The 14,807-nt window shown below is 46.2% G+C and carries 14 protein-coding genes; 3 read left to right on the top strand and 11 right to left on the bottom strand.

Annotated elements, in window-relative coordinates:
• Positions 1-257: 257 nt before the first annotated feature.
• From HW560_RS16830 to HW560_RS16820, 3 genes are all read right to left on the bottom strand, one after another.
• The gene (locus tag HW560_RS16830; protein ID WP_179263994.1) at positions 258-1,331 is read right to left on the bottom strand and encodes a M24 family metallopeptidase; all 1,074 of its coding nucleotides are present in this window, start codon (positions 1,329-1,331) and stop codon (positions 258-260) included.
• A gap of 39 nt (positions 1,332-1,370) precedes the next feature.
• Entirely contained in the window at positions 1,371-1,814 is a 444-nt protein-coding gene (gene aroQ / locus HW560_RS16825; RefSeq protein ID WP_076291868.1) for a type II 3-dehydroquinate dehydratase, read from the bottom strand.
• A 77-nt stretch (positions 1,815-1,891) separates the two neighbouring features.
• Positions 1,892-2,470, bottom strand: coding sequence for a YqhR family membrane protein (locus tag HW560_RS16820; RefSeq protein WP_090900819.1), 579 nt, complete (start codon positions 2,468-2,470; stop codon positions 1,892-1,894).
• Positions 2,471-2,685: 215 nt separating this feature from the next.
• Here HW560_RS16820 and HW560_RS16815 point away from each other — a divergent pair, with 215 nt between their 5' ends.
• Both HW560_RS16815 and HW560_RS16810 read left to right on the top strand, forming a co-directional pair.
• The gene (locus HW560_RS16815) at positions 2,686-3,678 is read left to right on the top strand and encodes a DUF1385 domain-containing protein (protein WP_090900822.1); all 993 of its coding nucleotides are present in this window, start codon (positions 2,686-2,688) and stop codon (positions 3,676-3,678) included.
• A gap of 5 nt (positions 3,679-3,683) precedes the next feature.
• On the top strand, positions 3,684-4,016 hold the full coding sequence (locus HW560_RS16810; RefSeq protein ID WP_090900826.1) for a hypothetical protein: 333 nt from the start codon (positions 3,684-3,686) through the stop codon (positions 4,014-4,016).
• A 68-nt stretch (positions 4,017-4,084) separates the two neighbouring features.
• Here HW560_RS16810 and HW560_RS16805 read toward each other — a convergent pair whose 3' ends face one another.
• From HW560_RS16805 to mntR, 3 genes are all read right to left on the bottom strand, one after another.
• Positions 4,085-5,086, bottom strand: a complete 1,002-nt coding sequence (locus tag HW560_RS16805) for a patatin-like phospholipase family protein (RefSeq protein WP_179263992.1) — start codon at positions 5,084-5,086, stop codon at positions 4,085-4,087.
• 85 nt (positions 5,087-5,171) lie between these two features.
• Positions 5,172-6,770, bottom strand: coding sequence for a family 10 glycosylhydrolase (locus HW560_RS16800; protein ID WP_179263990.1), 1,599 nt, complete (start codon positions 6,768-6,770; stop codon positions 5,172-5,174).
• A 209-nt stretch (positions 6,771-6,979) separates the two neighbouring features.
• On the bottom strand, positions 6,980-7,408 hold the full coding sequence (gene mntR, locus HW560_RS16795; RefSeq protein ID WP_090900835.1) for a transcriptional regulator MntR: 429 nt from the start codon (positions 7,406-7,408) through the stop codon (positions 6,980-6,982).
• 231 nt (positions 7,409-7,639) lie between these two features.
• Here mntR and splB point away from each other — a divergent pair, with 231 nt between their 5' ends.
• On the top strand, positions 7,640-8,710 hold the full coding sequence (splB, locus tag HW560_RS16790) for a spore photoproduct lyase (protein WP_090900838.1): 1,071 nt from the start codon (positions 7,640-7,642) through the stop codon (positions 8,708-8,710).
• Positions 8,711-8,860: 150 nt separating this feature from the next.
• Here splB and HW560_RS16785 read toward each other — a convergent pair whose 3' ends face one another.
• The 5 genes from HW560_RS16785 to metG all read right to left on the bottom strand — a co-directional run bounded on the left by HW560_RS16785 (position 8,861) and on the right by metG (position 14,623).
• Complete coding sequence (locus HW560_RS16785; RefSeq protein WP_090900841.1) at positions 8,861-9,574, bottom strand: cytochrome c biogenesis CcdA family protein; 714 nt, start codon at positions 9,572-9,574, stop codon at positions 8,861-8,863.
• A 47-nt stretch (positions 9,575-9,621) separates the two neighbouring features.
• The gene (locus tag HW560_RS16780) at positions 9,622-10,425 is read right to left on the bottom strand and encodes a metal ABC transporter permease (protein ID WP_090900844.1); all 804 of its coding nucleotides are present in this window, start codon (positions 10,423-10,425) and stop codon (positions 9,622-9,624) included.
• Positions 10,426-10,475: 50 nt separating this feature from the next.
• Positions 10,476-11,234 carry a metal ABC transporter ATP-binding protein gene (locus HW560_RS16775; protein WP_053784393.1) on the bottom strand — a complete coding sequence of 253 codons (759 nt, stop codon included), beginning with the start codon at positions 11,232-11,234 and terminating at the stop codon, positions 10,476-10,478.
• A 55-nt stretch (positions 11,235-11,289) separates the two neighbouring features.
• Entirely contained in the window at positions 11,290-12,279 is a 990-nt protein-coding gene (locus HW560_RS16770) for a metal ABC transporter solute-binding protein, Zn/Mn family (RefSeq protein ID WP_090900847.1), read from the bottom strand.
• A gap of 313 nt (positions 12,280-12,592) precedes the next feature.
• Complete coding sequence (gene metG / locus HW560_RS16765; protein ID WP_371129141.1) at positions 12,593-14,623, bottom strand: methionine--tRNA ligase; 2,031 nt, start codon at positions 14,621-14,623, stop codon at positions 12,593-12,595.
• Positions 14,624-14,807 lie beyond the last annotated feature (184 nt).

Here is a 14,807-nt window from a genome sequence, read left to right as displayed (position 1 = left end):
TAAAGGTGGGTTCATTCTGAATTGATGATCATGTGCAACGTGACCGTTACGGGTTCGGATCGTTCTTCCGATCGCTGTTGTCTCCTTATTTTCCCGATTAGACTTTAATAGGGTTTAAAATGAGGAGACAAAGGCGAGCGCTTCGCTTCTTCAGAATCGATTCCGCTCCCTTCACTACTTTTGCAATGGTCCATAACAATCAGCAATAACCTGTACCTATAAATTAAAAATCGTCTTATATCACCGTTGGCTGTAATTTAGCCGATTACGGTGAACTTCTTGTCCGAATTCGTCAAAATGTGAATACCTGTCTCGGTAATCACCACGTCATCCTCGATACGCACGCCGCCAAGGCCGTCAATGTAGATACCCGGTTCAACGGTTACCACCATGCCCGGTTTCAATACATCGTCGCTAAGCTTGGACAAACGAGGAGCCTCATGGACTTCCATACCCAGACCGTGGCCTGTGCTGTGTCCAAATTGCTCTCCATATCCGTGTCCTGCAATGATATCACGTGCCAATGCATCTGCTTCCCGTCCGGTCATGCCCGGTTTCAGGTTCGCCAGCGTATGTAACTGGGCTTCCAGTACGATATCGTAAATTTTACGCAGTTCAGGTACAGGTGTGCCTGTTGCGATGGTACGTGTCAGATCTGAACAGTATCCATCCAAAAGAGCACCAAAGTCAAATGTAATTAACTCATTTTGTCCGATGACTTTGCCACTTGCTACACCGTGAGGCATAGCAGAACGTTCACCCGATGCCACAATGGTGTCGAACGAAGAGGAAGTTGCTCCATGTTTGCGCATGAAAAACTCCATCTCCAAATCCACTTCACGTTCAGTCATACCCGCTTTTGCGAATTGCAAAACGTGACTGAATGTTGCATCTGCCAGATCCGCAGCTCTTTGCATTACAGCGATCTCATCTTCGTCCTTGAACATGCGAAGTTGCTCCACTATACCGGATACAGCTTTCAATTCAATGGACTGAAGCGCTTCAGCATAAGCAGTATGCGTACCATAGGTGACATGATCCTGCTCAAAGCCGACCTGTTTGATGTTTGCCGATGCAAGCAATTCGCGTACGGATTCCAACGGTTTTGGTCCATGTTCCACAACGGTAAATCCTTTGGCTTGTTGCGGCGCCTGTGTCATGTAACGGAAATCGGTAAGCAGATAAGCTTCCTGTTCCGTAATCAGCACATATCCTGCTGAACCTGTAAAACCCGTCATATAACGACGGTTAATCGGATTTGTAATCAGCATAGCTGTGAGTTCATGTTTATGCATGGCCTCACGCAACTTATTTACTCGTTTGTTTTCCATCGGTTACCCTTCTTTCTCTCACATTCCCGGGTCCCCGGCTCAGGTTTGTTTGTCCAGATGACGCACGAGAGCCAGCAGCCCCAGTTCATAGCTTACTTCGCCAAATCCGGCAATTTGCCCGATTGTTTCTGCAGCAATTACTGAATGATGTCTGAATGCTTCGCGTGCATGAATGTTGGATAGATGTACTTCTACTGTAGGAACTTTTACGGCATTGATGGCATCACGCACAGCATAGCTGTAATGGGTCAGTGCTCCGGCATTCAGCATGATTCCGTCTGCATCGCCCATCGCTGCATGAATGCGATCAATGATGTCCCCTTCGTGATTGGATTGATAAAAAGCGATGGAGACACCAAGCTCCTCCGCCTGTCTGCGAATTTTGTCTTCAATATCCTTCAGACTAAGCGTTCCATAGATGCCGGGTTCACGTACACCGAGCATGTTCAGGTTCGGGCCATTGATTACAACAATCCGTTTCATAGCTGCTCCACCCTTTCTGCAAATAACCATCTGCTATTTTAACACAGCCATTGCCGGATTGAGAAGCTTTTTTGCGGCTATGCTCCCGCTTTCTCTGGCTCACGTTTCCGTTCATCCGTAAACTCCATGGCTACGGTGTAGCCAATAAACAGTCCCCACAACAAAAAGAAGCAAAATTCGGTAATAATCGAATCCCAGGTTAAGCGGTTTAAAGGCTTCACCATATCCAGTTTGGGACCTACCAGAACAAAGATAATGAGCCACCATAAAATCCCGTATCCCATGCCTGGAATCGGTCCTTTCCATTTTTTCAAAGTGAACGTGTAAATCAGGGAGGTGAGGACCGAAAAGACAATAAAAAATAGCCAGCCGGTCAAATGCCCAGCTGCAGTATAGATAAAATTGTGCTTGAAAAACGGTTCAGCCAGAAATCCCAGTGGCACAATCGTAAAATGAAGCAGATAAGACAGCCAATGCAAACCTCCCCAGATAAAACCTGCGAAGAAACCTAGCTCCACTGCAAATGGGAACGGTTTGGTGAAATAATGTGACTGGCCTTGTCGCTGGGTAGGACGTTTCCCGCGGTCCTTTTCCTCCCCTTTGTCAGCACGTCGATTTTCCTTATGGGATGTGCGTTCACCCGTGTATTCAGTCATCAAAATTCTCCTTCATGTTCAGTTTGCAAAATTGCGAATAAATCTCCATTTTCGTCCTAACTCTATCGGGTAGTATGTACAAATAAGGACAAAGATAACAACATCATCAATGGATCGACTCGTAAACTAGAAATTGCTCTCAAAATTCGATACAATAGGGTTATTAAACTGCCTTCGACCATGAAGGCCGAGAACAGAATAGGAAGGTGAATAATTTGCCTCAACAATCCAAGCCTGTCAGCTACGGGGGGCAAGCTGTCATTGAGGGCGTAATGTTCGGCGGTAAACATGTCAACGTTACAGCTGTGCGAAGAAAAGACGGCGAAATTACGTATCTGGAAGTTCCCAAGCAAGACAAGTCCTGGGTCATGAAATTGCGGCGGATTCCACTACTGCGCGGGATTGTCAGCATTATAGATTCGAGCGTCAAAGGAAGCAAACACCTCAATTATTCTGCTGACGCATACGCTGATGATGAACTGGAACCTGAAGAAAAAGCAAAGCAAAAAGAAAAAGAAGGCTCAGGTTGGAGCCTTAGCATGATTATCGGCGTCACCGCAGTAGCTATCCTTTCGTTCCTCTTTGGTAAAATAGTGCTTACCTTGTTGCCGGTTGTTATTGAGAATTTTCTTTTCAAAAATGCATTCGACAATCAGTTTTTGCATAATTTACTGGAAGGCGGAATTAAGCTGATTCTGTTGCTTGCCTATCTGTGGCTGATTTCCCAGACACCGATGATTAAACGGCTGTTCCAATACCATGGTGCAGAACACAAAGTCATTAGTGCTCATGAAGCCGGAGAAGAGCTTACACCAGAGAATGTGCAGAAGTATAGCCGTCTGCACTACCGCTGCGGAAGTAGTTTTATTATGTTAACTGTCATTATTGGCGTATTTTTGTACTCGCTCTTCACATACGATAACCTCTGGGAGCGTATGGGACAGCGGCTGCTGTTGTTGCCAGTCGTACTCGGTATTTCATTCGAATTGTTGAAGTTGACCAACTCGGTACGTGACATCCCTGTACTTCGTTATCTCGGATACCCGGGGCTGTGGCTGCAATTGCTGACAACCAAAGAGCCAACGAATGAACAGGTAGAAGTATCCATTGCTTCGTTTAACCGTATGCGTGAATTGGATGCCAAACTCGCAAACGTATCCGCCACGTCGGAAGTTCCTGTTGCAACACTTGATCCTGTGAAAGGGTGAATGATATGAACAAGCAGGCAATCCTATTTTGGACGTTCATTGCACTCGCTGCTATTGGAATCTTGGCTAGGCTGGGAAGTGGAGGTTTATCTCAAATTATCATCCCCCTCGTCGTGTTCGGAGTTGTGTTCCTGCTCTATAAATATCCGCCCCGCCGTTGGGCACGCAAGGCATCGTCACCGAAGATTAAACCATCGGCTAAAACCATGGCTAAAGTTAATGCGCAGTCTAGCACTCGAAAAAGTAGCGGTTCTACCAAAAAACGCAAGGATTATCCTTTCCAAGTGATTCAGGGACAAAAGGGTAAAAGTGATGAGGACGTACCTAAGTATCACTAAAGCACCAATATCGGTGAAATACACAGAAAAGCAATTCTCCAAACATGCGGAGAATTGCTTTTTCATTTTTATACAGGAGTCAGCGGTGGGGTCTCCGCCTGTTTCTTTCTTAACTCTCGTTTCTGTTTGTCCAGCTGTTCACTGTATATCTTGGTATTCCATCCACTGAAAAATTCAGTACCAGCAGTGACCCCAGATTGATATAAAGCAGTACTGTCCTGTACGGAAAGGTTAAATTCTGTAGGTTTAATTCCAAGGGTAGGAATTTTCACAGTTCGGAAACGATTAACCTGTTCGATATATCGCTCGTCATGAGCAGTAAGCATCGTTTCAACCAATGCCTGAAGCATACTTAGAGGCCCTCTGATTTTAGCTGGCTCTCCTTCGATTTTGCCAACCATTTTAAAACCGACTACAGGGATGAGATCTCCTCCACGTTCTGTACGCTCTCCATCAAACAACCAGAGTGGAAAATTGCTCAGCAATGCTCCGTCGACGATGTAAACAAACTGGTCCGCAAAGCGTAATCCTTTGGACAGGATCGGGGATCTGCGAATGGCAACCGGGTCGAAAAAATAGGGGATACTGCAACTCATACGTACAGCCTTGGCTACTTCCAGTTTCGAAGGATCAATTCCGAATCGTTTGATATCATCTGGAAGCACCAAAATAGTGCCGTTGGAAATGTCCGATGCAATGATTAGCAACTTACCTGGAGGCAAATCAGCAAACGTCCGCACTCCCTTTTTTTTCAGCATATCCCGAATCCAGCATTCCAGTGCTTCCCCAGAATATAACCCTTTCTTCAAAAACAGCCTCGCTGCGGGTCCGATCCACTTGGTATCAAATAGGGGAGAACGTCGCAGCAACGAAGCAAACGGCGTATTCTCGATAATGACTTTCATCTCTTCCGCCGAATAGCCCGCGGCCAGCAAAGCAGCTACGATGGAGCCCGATGACGTGCCCGCTACGCGATTGAACTCAACACCTTGATCCTCCGCACCCTTTACGGCGCCAGCCAGCGAAATCCCCTTAACGCCGCCACCTTCAAATACTCCATTAATCAACACAAATAAAACCCCCGTTCTCCAGGCAGTCCATGCTACTACTGCCACTGTATGAGAACAGGGGTTGGTCATATGACGTTAAATTGTTTTACAATCCATAATAAGCTTTTAATTTGGCGATCAAGCCGAGCGGATTTTTCGTCAGGTACTGTGAGCTGAAGAAAATGTCCCCTTTCACCGTGTCATATTTCTCATTATACATAAGCTGATCAATGATTTCCTGTGATGTCTGCCACCCGATTTCCGGTGTGCCGAGCTTATAAGGCGAGTGACCAATATACAATTTCACATCCGTATTAGCTACTTCATTAGCCCACCAGTCAACCACCTTGTCATATCGTGCTGCGCTTAGTGTCATGCTCCAGTACACTTGGGGTGCAACATAGTCAATCCACTCCTGCTTAATCCATGTCCGCACATCCGCATTCATGCTGTCATAAGCGGTTACTCCTGCCTTTGTATCAGAACCTGTCATATCAACTGATTTATTACGCCATACACCAAATGGGCTAATGCCATATTCAACGCCAGCTTTCACCTTGTGGATGTTCTCTCCAAGCTGCTTGACGAATTGATTGATGTTGTCCCGGCGCCATTCTGCACGGTCACTCGTATTCAAGGTGTTGTATGCTTTGAAAGCCGCATCATCATTAAACGTTACATTGGAAGGATAGAAATAATCATCCAAATGTACGCCATCAACATCATACTGATTAACCACTTCCATAATGGAGTCAATAATATGCTGTCTCGCTTCCGGGATGCCTGGGTTGATATACAGCTTGCCTGATGCGTTAACAATCCAGTCCGGGTGAAGCTTGGATACATGGTTGGCAGCAAGCCCGGTTGTCGTTGCCGAATTGGTAGCCCGGAACGGGTTGAACCAGGCATGGAACTCAAGACCCCGTTTGTGAGCTTCCTCGATCATAAATGCAAGTGGATCATATCCGGGGTCTTTCCCTTGTGTACCTGTCAGCACACTATTCCACGGTACAAGACCTGATGGATAGATCGCATCCCCATTCGCTCGCACTTGAACAAATACAGCATTCATTCCCATATCCTTCAACGTATCAAGCTGCTGAATGAACTCCAGCTTTTGTTTCTCCACATTTCCTTTGGCACTAGATGAAGGCCAGTCGCCGTTTACCGTTGAAATCCAGGCTCCTCGCATCTCATCCGTATTTGGCGTAGTTCCTGTCCCTCCAGGCTCTGCTGGTGTTACTGGATTAGGATTAGGGGCATTACCTGTGGTCAGATTAATCGTCTGCTCAGACTGGTTCCAGGTGACCTGAATCCCCAAGTTCTCACTGACGAATCGAATCGGTACCATGACACGACCTTGCTTCAGTTCGACCGATGCATCAAGATCAACCACGGTACTGTCCACTGTTGCCTGCTGGCGTCCACTCGTCATCGTAATGACTGAATCGGATTTCTTGATTGTAACTGTACGCGTAGCCTGTGACCAAAGCACAGATGCACCCAGTCCTTCGCTAATCACACGCAGAGGAACCATCGTTACATTTACCTTGGGCAAAATGTAAGGTGAGACATCCGATTCCAAACGTTGACCATCCAAATAAATGACAATTTCCTTTTGACTAGCTGCCTGCGCCGTCAGTCCCGAGGTTTGTAAACCCAGAACAAAAATGAGCAGCAGGATCAATCCTTTACGAAGCTTCATCAGTGCAATCCTCCATAATAATTATAAATTCGCGGCAAATTCTGCTAGTTTAATAGACGCTCCTAATGATTGTTAAGTTGCGAATAATCGCCAAATTTTGGTCAAGAAAAAGCAAAAGGACGCAACCTACCGTTTTAGCGGCAGGTGCATCCTCTGATTTTGATTGGATATTCATTGTGATTTTCCAGGCGAGTCTGGCTTTTGAAGGCTTAGGATTCTGTATTGCTCATGACTTCCTGAATACTTTTAAGATCACGCAGTCGATTCTCATCTTGGCGGAAATATTCAACCAAAGATTCGATGCAGGTAATGGAATCCCAGCTCAGATGGTGTTCAATTCCTTCAACATCCTGGTATATATTTTCCTCTTGGACACCAATCGTCGTCAAAAATTGTTCAAGCAGATGATGGCGCTCCATCAGTCGTTTGCCCATCTTTTTGCCTTTTGGCGTAAGTACCAGCCCGCGGTACTTCTCATAGATCAGGTACTCGTCTTTGTCCAGCTTTTGGATCATCTTCGTCACCGATGAAGGATGTACTTCCAAACCTTCAGCTATATCAGACACACGAGCATAGCCCTTTTCATCAATTAATTTGTATATACGCTCCAAATAATCTTCCATACTGGGCGTTGGCATCTGCTTCCCTCTCTTCTCTCTGACCGACAATATTCTTGCCTGGTCCCTATCTTATAATGATACATGTTATCAATACGCATTGGCAAGTCCAACACAATTCATTCACTATTTCCTGTCCTTTAAATGCTTCTCAGGGTTCAAATCCGTTACCATTACGCAAGTATTGGCAAGGGTGACTTCTCCCGAAACGAGGCAAACTAAGCAAGGTTCCGTAATGAAAGGAGTGATCTCGTGAGTACAAGTGTAGCGCATCCACCCGTTCGCAAAGCAAAAGGCACTAAACCCTTTATTCCCGATTTGGTGTATTTTGAACCCGGTGCGCTGGAATATGAGAAAGGCAAACGAATTATGGAATGGGTTACTTCTAAAGATATCCCATATCAGATGACGACATCCCACAATCGAATTACCAATCTCCCTGGTGAAACGGAACAGGAAAAGTACCGAATGGCGAAGCGTACCCTTGTCGTCGGCGTGCGTAAAACACTCAAGTTTGACCAATCGAAGCCTTCCGCCGAATATGCCATTCCCATCTCCACAGGCTGTATGGGCCACTGTCATTATTGTTATCTTCAAACAACACTTGGGGCCAAGCCCTATGTACGTGTCTATGTAAACACCGAAGAGATCATTGAGGCTGCCAAGGGATACATTGAGGAACGTGCACCTGAACTTACCCGTTTTGAAGCAGCGTGTACATCCGATCCCGTAGGTCTGGAGCATATTACGGGAAATCTCGGTGACCTGATTCGTTTTATGGCGGATGAGGAGCATGGGCGACTTCGCTTTGTAACCAAATATCATCATGTCGATCCATTATTAGACATCAAACATAACGGACACACTCGTATCCGTTTCAGTGTGAATTCCGATTATGTGATCAAAAATTTTGAGCCAGCCACCTCACGGTTTGAAGAGCGGATTGAAGCTGCAGGCAAAATAGCTCATGCCGGTTATCCGCTCGGATTCATTATTGCCCCAATTATTTGGTACGACGGATGGGAAGAAGGATATAGTGAGCTTTTACAAAAGCTTGCCGTCACACTTCCCGAAGAAGCAACCAAGGATCTAACCTTTGAAATGATCCAGCATCGTTTCACCAAAACAGCAAAAGCCACCATCGAGAAGCGATACCCCAAAACCAAGCTGGAGATGGATATCGAAAAGCGGAAAATGAAATGGGGCCGCTGGGGACAATATAAATATGTGTATAAGGATGATCAGCAGGATGCCCTGCGCGAGTTTATAACCGAGCGCATTTTTGAGCATTTTCCACTGGCCAACATTGATTACTTCACCTAAGCGTAGAGCCGGCATTAGCAACTTTTGATAAGAGCCATTGATTAAAAAAGCAGGTTACATGGTCCCAGAATTGTTCTGGTTCCCATGTAGCCTGCTTTGTTCATATTTAAAATAACAATTGAGTAAAACAAAAAGCGTCGTTACTCTGCGCTAGATAATCATCCAGTCTGGTGTAATTTGCTGTAGCCAGATCGTGATTTTCGTCATCTGATCCGTGAATAACAGCACGCCGAGGAACAACATTAATGCGCCCCCGGCTTTCATCATGATATTGGAATAACGCAAGATCCAGCGTGTAGAACCGATGAAAAAGGCCAGAATGAAGAACGGTAACGCAAATCCGGCCGTGTAACCCGTAATCAAAGCCAACCAGGTGGTTGGTTCGCTCGCAGCCATCGCGATGATAGCAGTCAAAATCGGTCCAATACAAGGCGACCAGCCTGCCGAGAAACCAATGCCAAAAATAAATGAGCCCAAGTAACCCGCTGGTTTCCATTTCATATCCAGCTTGCGCTCTTTCATCAGAAACTGAGGTTTGAACAAACCAAGCAAAAATAAACCCATTAACATAATCAAGATTGCGGATAATTGACGAATAAGATCACGGTTATCATTGAAAAATTGACCAAATAATCCGGCTCCCAGCCCGAGCGAATAAAACACAGCCGAGAAGCCCAAAATAAACGCCAGCGTGTGAGTCAATGTCTTGAAGCGAACTTCACGCTGATTGCGTTCATCCTTCAACCGTTGTACCGTCATCCCCGTAATGTAGGAAAGATACGAAGGATACAGCGGAAGACAGCATGGCGATATAAACGAAGCTAATCCTGCTACAAAAGCCAGCCACACATTAACATCAGGCATGAAGCGGATGTCTCCCTTCCCTGGGGCTCACTTGCTCACGTTCAGACTCAGGCTCGGAACCCTTTTTTTCCAATCATCGTAAGAATCAGCATCATGATAAGCAAAAGTACAATCGTTGCTCCCGGTGCAAGGTTCCAGATCCCGGCCACAACCAGTCCAATGACCACAGCAATTTCGCCAATGACCACGGACAATATAATCGCCGATTTGAAACTTCGTGCCATTAGCAAGCTGACAGCTACCGGAATGGTCAGCAATGCGGATACTAGCAATGCGCCGACGATTTTGATCGCCGTACTAATAACAAGAGCTGTCATCACGGTAATCAACATGTTAAGCACTTTCACGGGCAATCCGGTAACCGCTGCGGCATCCTCTTCAAAGCTGAGCAGGAAAAACTCCTTATGTAACAGCGCTACAACGATGACCACGATCAGCGTGACCACACCAACCAGCTTCAAATCCGTGGAGTCTAGTGTATAAATACTGCCGAACAGGTAACTCATAACATCTGTATTGTATCCTTTGCCCAGTGTGAAGAACAACGAAGCCAGCGCTACTCCACCGGACATGATAATCGCAATCGATAACTCGGCGTAACTTTTGTAAGCCTTGCGAAGTTTCTCTATCGCAAATGATGCGAGCACGGCAAAAATAAGTCCCACCGCAATCGGATACACTTCAATCAGGAATCCGAGTGCAACCCCCGCAATCGTTACATGTGACAGGGTATCCCCGATCATGGATAAACGGCGCAGCACCAGAAACAATCCGATCAACGGTGCGGTGATGCCGATTAGCAATCCACCCGCCAGCGCCCGCTGAAAAAAATCACTCATTAATATTTCCAAAACACACACGACTCCTTCGGCCTTGCTCTAATCTGGTTGCGCACTCGCGTCTAACGAACCTGGGTGGTGGTATGCTGCAAATTAGTCTCGGCACAGTCTTCCACCTCATGGGAGTGACGAACATGGAAATGAATCTTTCCGTTCGTCACCGCTGCTTTGGAACCGAGATAACTCTCCATCCGATCCATATCATGTGATACCATCAGGAATGTCATCCGGTGATGTTCATGCATATGGGTAATCAGTTCGAAAAAGCTGGCCTGGGATTCCGCATCAATGCCCACCGTCGGTTCATCCAGAATCAACAGATCAGGGTGATTAATAAGCGCCCGTGCCAAAAATACACGCTGTTGCTGTCCGCCGGACAGTTGTCCAATTCGTTTGTTCGCTAGATCCTCGATCCGCATCACTTGCAGGGCATCTGTGCACTGCTGCTGACATTTACGAGACATGCGGCGGAACATATTCTTGTTGTTGTACAAGCCGGACATCACGACTTCCCGTACCGTCGCAGGGAACAATGGGTTAAACGCATTTTTTTGCGGAACATAACCAATCCGTTCCCAATCTTTAAAACGGCGGATCGACTGTCCGAATAGCTTGATATCTCCCTCGGCTGGAGGTAATAGTCCAACCAACATCCGCAGTAATGTCGTTTTGCCCGCCCCGTTTGAACCGATAATCCCGACAAAATCCCTTTCCTGGACCATAAAATCAAGATTTTCAATTACTCGCTGGTCTCCGTAGGAAAATGATAGTTTCTCGATCTCTATGATTGGATCATGACACAATGGCATGATTTGCTGCATGGCAAAGCCGCCCTTCATTATATATAAGGATTGCAAACGAATCCTTCAGTCTATCTTATTTTAATGCGATCAGCAGATTTTGCAAATTTTTCTCCATCAGGGTGAAATAATCATCCCCGTTGGTCGCCTGTTCTTTGGTTAAACCTTCTACCGGATTCAATACCATGGTCTCTACACCCGCTTCATTAGCAAGGGTTTTCGCCAGTTTATCAGACACCAGCTCTTCGAAGAAAATGTATTTAATCCCTTCATCCTTCACCAACTTGGCTAATTTCACAATATCTTGACCTGTGGGCTCCGCATCTGGAGAAAGTCCCATAATAGCATGCTGGGTCAACCCATAATCACGTGCAAGGTACCCAAAGGCTTGGTGTGATACGACAATTTCCTTGTTCGGTACGTTGGACAATTCATCCGTAAAGTGCTGATCCAGTGCTTCCAGCTTGGTCCGCAGCTCTTCGTAGCGTTGTTCATATCCTTCTTTATGTGCAGGGTCTACTTCAACCAGGCTGTTTTTGATATTCTCGGCCATTACCATTGCCGATTTTGGACTTACCCATGTATGTGGGTCCACATGATGGTCTGCAATGTCCTCTGCGTTCGCTTCATCTGCATGTTCGTCGCTATGTTCATCCACCTGTTCTTCACCATGACCGTGTCCATCATCACCTTCAGCAGTCAATAGAGTAACCCCTTCACTTACTGCAACTGACTTCACCTTGGTATCGCTATTCAGTGACTTCAGGAAGTTGGGGACCCATCCTTCCAGTCCTGCACCATTGTATAGAAATAACTGGGCTTTGGATGTATTTACAATATCTTGACTTTTTGGCGTCCAGTCATGTGGTTCAACACCTGTTGGCAGCAAATTAATGACATTTGCATCTTCTCCGCCAATTGTGGCCGTAAACGCATAGACAGGATAGAAGCTCGTGATCACATTCACTTTGCCTTCCACCAGCTTGGCATTCTCCGAATTATTCTGACCGCATGCCGACAATATGAGCAAACTAAGAACAAGCAGACCACTAAGCAACCATTTCATATGCCTTCTTCTACCTGTCGCTAAAGTCCGGTTTACCTGGTCTGAATTTCTTCCATAATAAAGTTTCACTAGTATTCACTCCGCATCTCTTAATCGTAAACATTACTGAAAGAATTATAGGTAACCTGCTCGAACTTGTCAAGCCGCTCTGTCCTATTCATTCTTTCCTTGAGCACGGAGTTCATAACAGTATATGCTTGTTTTCTTCGTCTTAGATGCGATGTCATCCCAAAATAAAAAGTGACCCGATTCTCATCGAGCCACCTTCTATTACAACAATATAAATCAATTTCTTGATTACACAGTCAAAACCCTATTTCACTTGTGCGCCATTAGGCATATTGTCCGGTACCGTTGCCAGTGTAAGCTGGTCACCATGGGATGCGGCCAGAATCATGCCCTGGGACAGTTCACCGCGCAATTTCACAGGCTTGAGGTTCGTCACACAGATGACTTTGCGTCCAACCATATCTTCAGGTGAATAAAACTTCGCGATTCCCGATACAACCTGACGTTGCTCATAGCCCAGATCCAGCTGCAACTTCAGCAATTTATCAGCTTTCTTGACCGGTTCACAGGCAATGACTTGAGCGACACGCAGTTCCACTTTGGCGAAATCATCAATACCGATCTCTTCTTTGCCTTCTGGTGCTGTGACGGGTTGAGCGGGTTCAGAAGAGCCTCCAGCATCAGCTTGAGCTGCCTCAGGCTGCGCTTCAACTTTTTTGCCCCCAGTCATTGCTTCAGCAATATAAGCAATCTCCTGTTCAGAGTCCAGACGTGGGAAGATCGGATCACCCTTCTGCAAAGCGTTGCCAGCCGGAATAACGCCCCATTGCTTCGCTGAATCCCAAGCCGTCAGTTCACCTTCCTGGATGCCGAGTTGTTCCCAGATTTTGCGCGGAGCACGTGTCAGGAACGGTTGCAAGAGGATGGAAGCGATCCGCAAGCTTTCAATTAAATGTGACATTACCGATGCCAGTTCATTGCGTTTTGCTTCATCACGAGCCAGAGCCCAAGGCTGAGTCTCGTCAATGTATTTGTTGCTGCGGCTCACAAACTGGCTGATCGCTGTCAACGCTACGGAAAATTGCAGATTTTCCATGGCTTGCTCTACTTTCTCCACAGCAGCAAGACCCGCTTCTTCAAGAGAAGCATCAAATTCAGTCACACCGGAAGTAAACTCAGGCGCTTTACCTTCGAAATATTTGTCCACCATGGCTACCGTACGGTTCAACAGGTTTCCAAGGTCATTGGCCAGGTCGGAGTTCACACGTTCTACAAAGCTTTCTGGAGTAAACGTACCATCTGAACCAAATGGAACTTCACGCAGCAGGTAATAACGCAGTGCATCCAAACCATAACGGTCAATCAGAGTTACCGGGTCAACAACATTGCCTTTTGATTTGGACATTTTGCCGTCTTTCATCAACAGCCAACCATGAGCGAATACTTTCTTCGGTAAAGGCAGATCCAGTGCCATCAGCATAATCGGCCAGTAAATCGTATGGAAACGAACAATTTCTTTACCTACCAGATGCACGTCTGCTGGCCAGAATTTGTTGTAAAGTGTTTCGTCGGATGATCCATAACCCAGAGCTGTAATATAGTTGGATAAGGCATCAATCCATACGTATACAACGTGTTTCGGATCGCCTTTAACTTTGACGCCCCATTCGAAAGTGGTCCGGGATACGGCCAAGTCTTCCAGACCTGGCTTGATGAAGTTGTTGATCATTTCATTTTTGCGGGACTCCGGCTGAATAAAACCCGGATTCTCTTCATAATATTTCAGCAAACGATCAGCATACTTGCTCATCCGGAAGAAGTAGGATTCTTCTTTGACCAGCTCCACCGGATGTCCGCTATCCGGACTTTTAGCCGAGATAATCTCGCCTTTGTCATTCTTCTCCACATCCACCAGTTGGGTTTCCGTGTAATAGGTCTCATCCGGGATACTGTACCAGCCTTCGTACTCACCCTTGTAGATATCCCCTTGTTTCAGCAAACGGTCAAAGATATCCTGAACCACTGTTTTGTGGCGCTCTTCCGTCGTACGAATGAAGTCGTCATTGGAAATGTCCAGTTTGTTCCACAGTTCCTTGATGCCAACTACGATGTCGTCTATAAAGGCTTGTGGTGACTGTCCTTTCTCTTGTGCCTTGCGCTCAATCTTCTGCCCATGTTCATCGGTTCCTGTCAGATAGTGAGCATCATAACCGCGTAGACGCTTGTAACGAACCATCGCATCTCCTGCCACAGTCGTGTAGGCGTGCCCGATATGCAGTTTGTCACTCGGATAATAAATCGGTGTTGTCAGATAAAATGTTTTTTGATCAGCCATAGATGACTTCTCCTCCTTCATATGGTCCTGCTTTTTCATTGCTTTTGCCTAAAAAAGAACACAAAAAACTCCCGTCCCTATATGGGACGAGAGTTGCTCTCACGTGTTACCACCCAAATTCCCCGTGCTTTTCGCAAACCACAGGCTCTGCCGGTCCTTCGACCGCCCATTAACGCTGGATCAC

It is taken from the genome of Paenibacillus sp. E222 (genome assembly GCF_013401555.1).
Taxonomy (GTDB): Bacteria; Bacillota; Bacilli; order Paenibacillales; family Paenibacillaceae; genus Paenibacillus.
The sequence above is the reverse complement of the archived record's forward strand: the minus strand, read 5'-3'. Positions and strand labels throughout refer to the sequence as shown.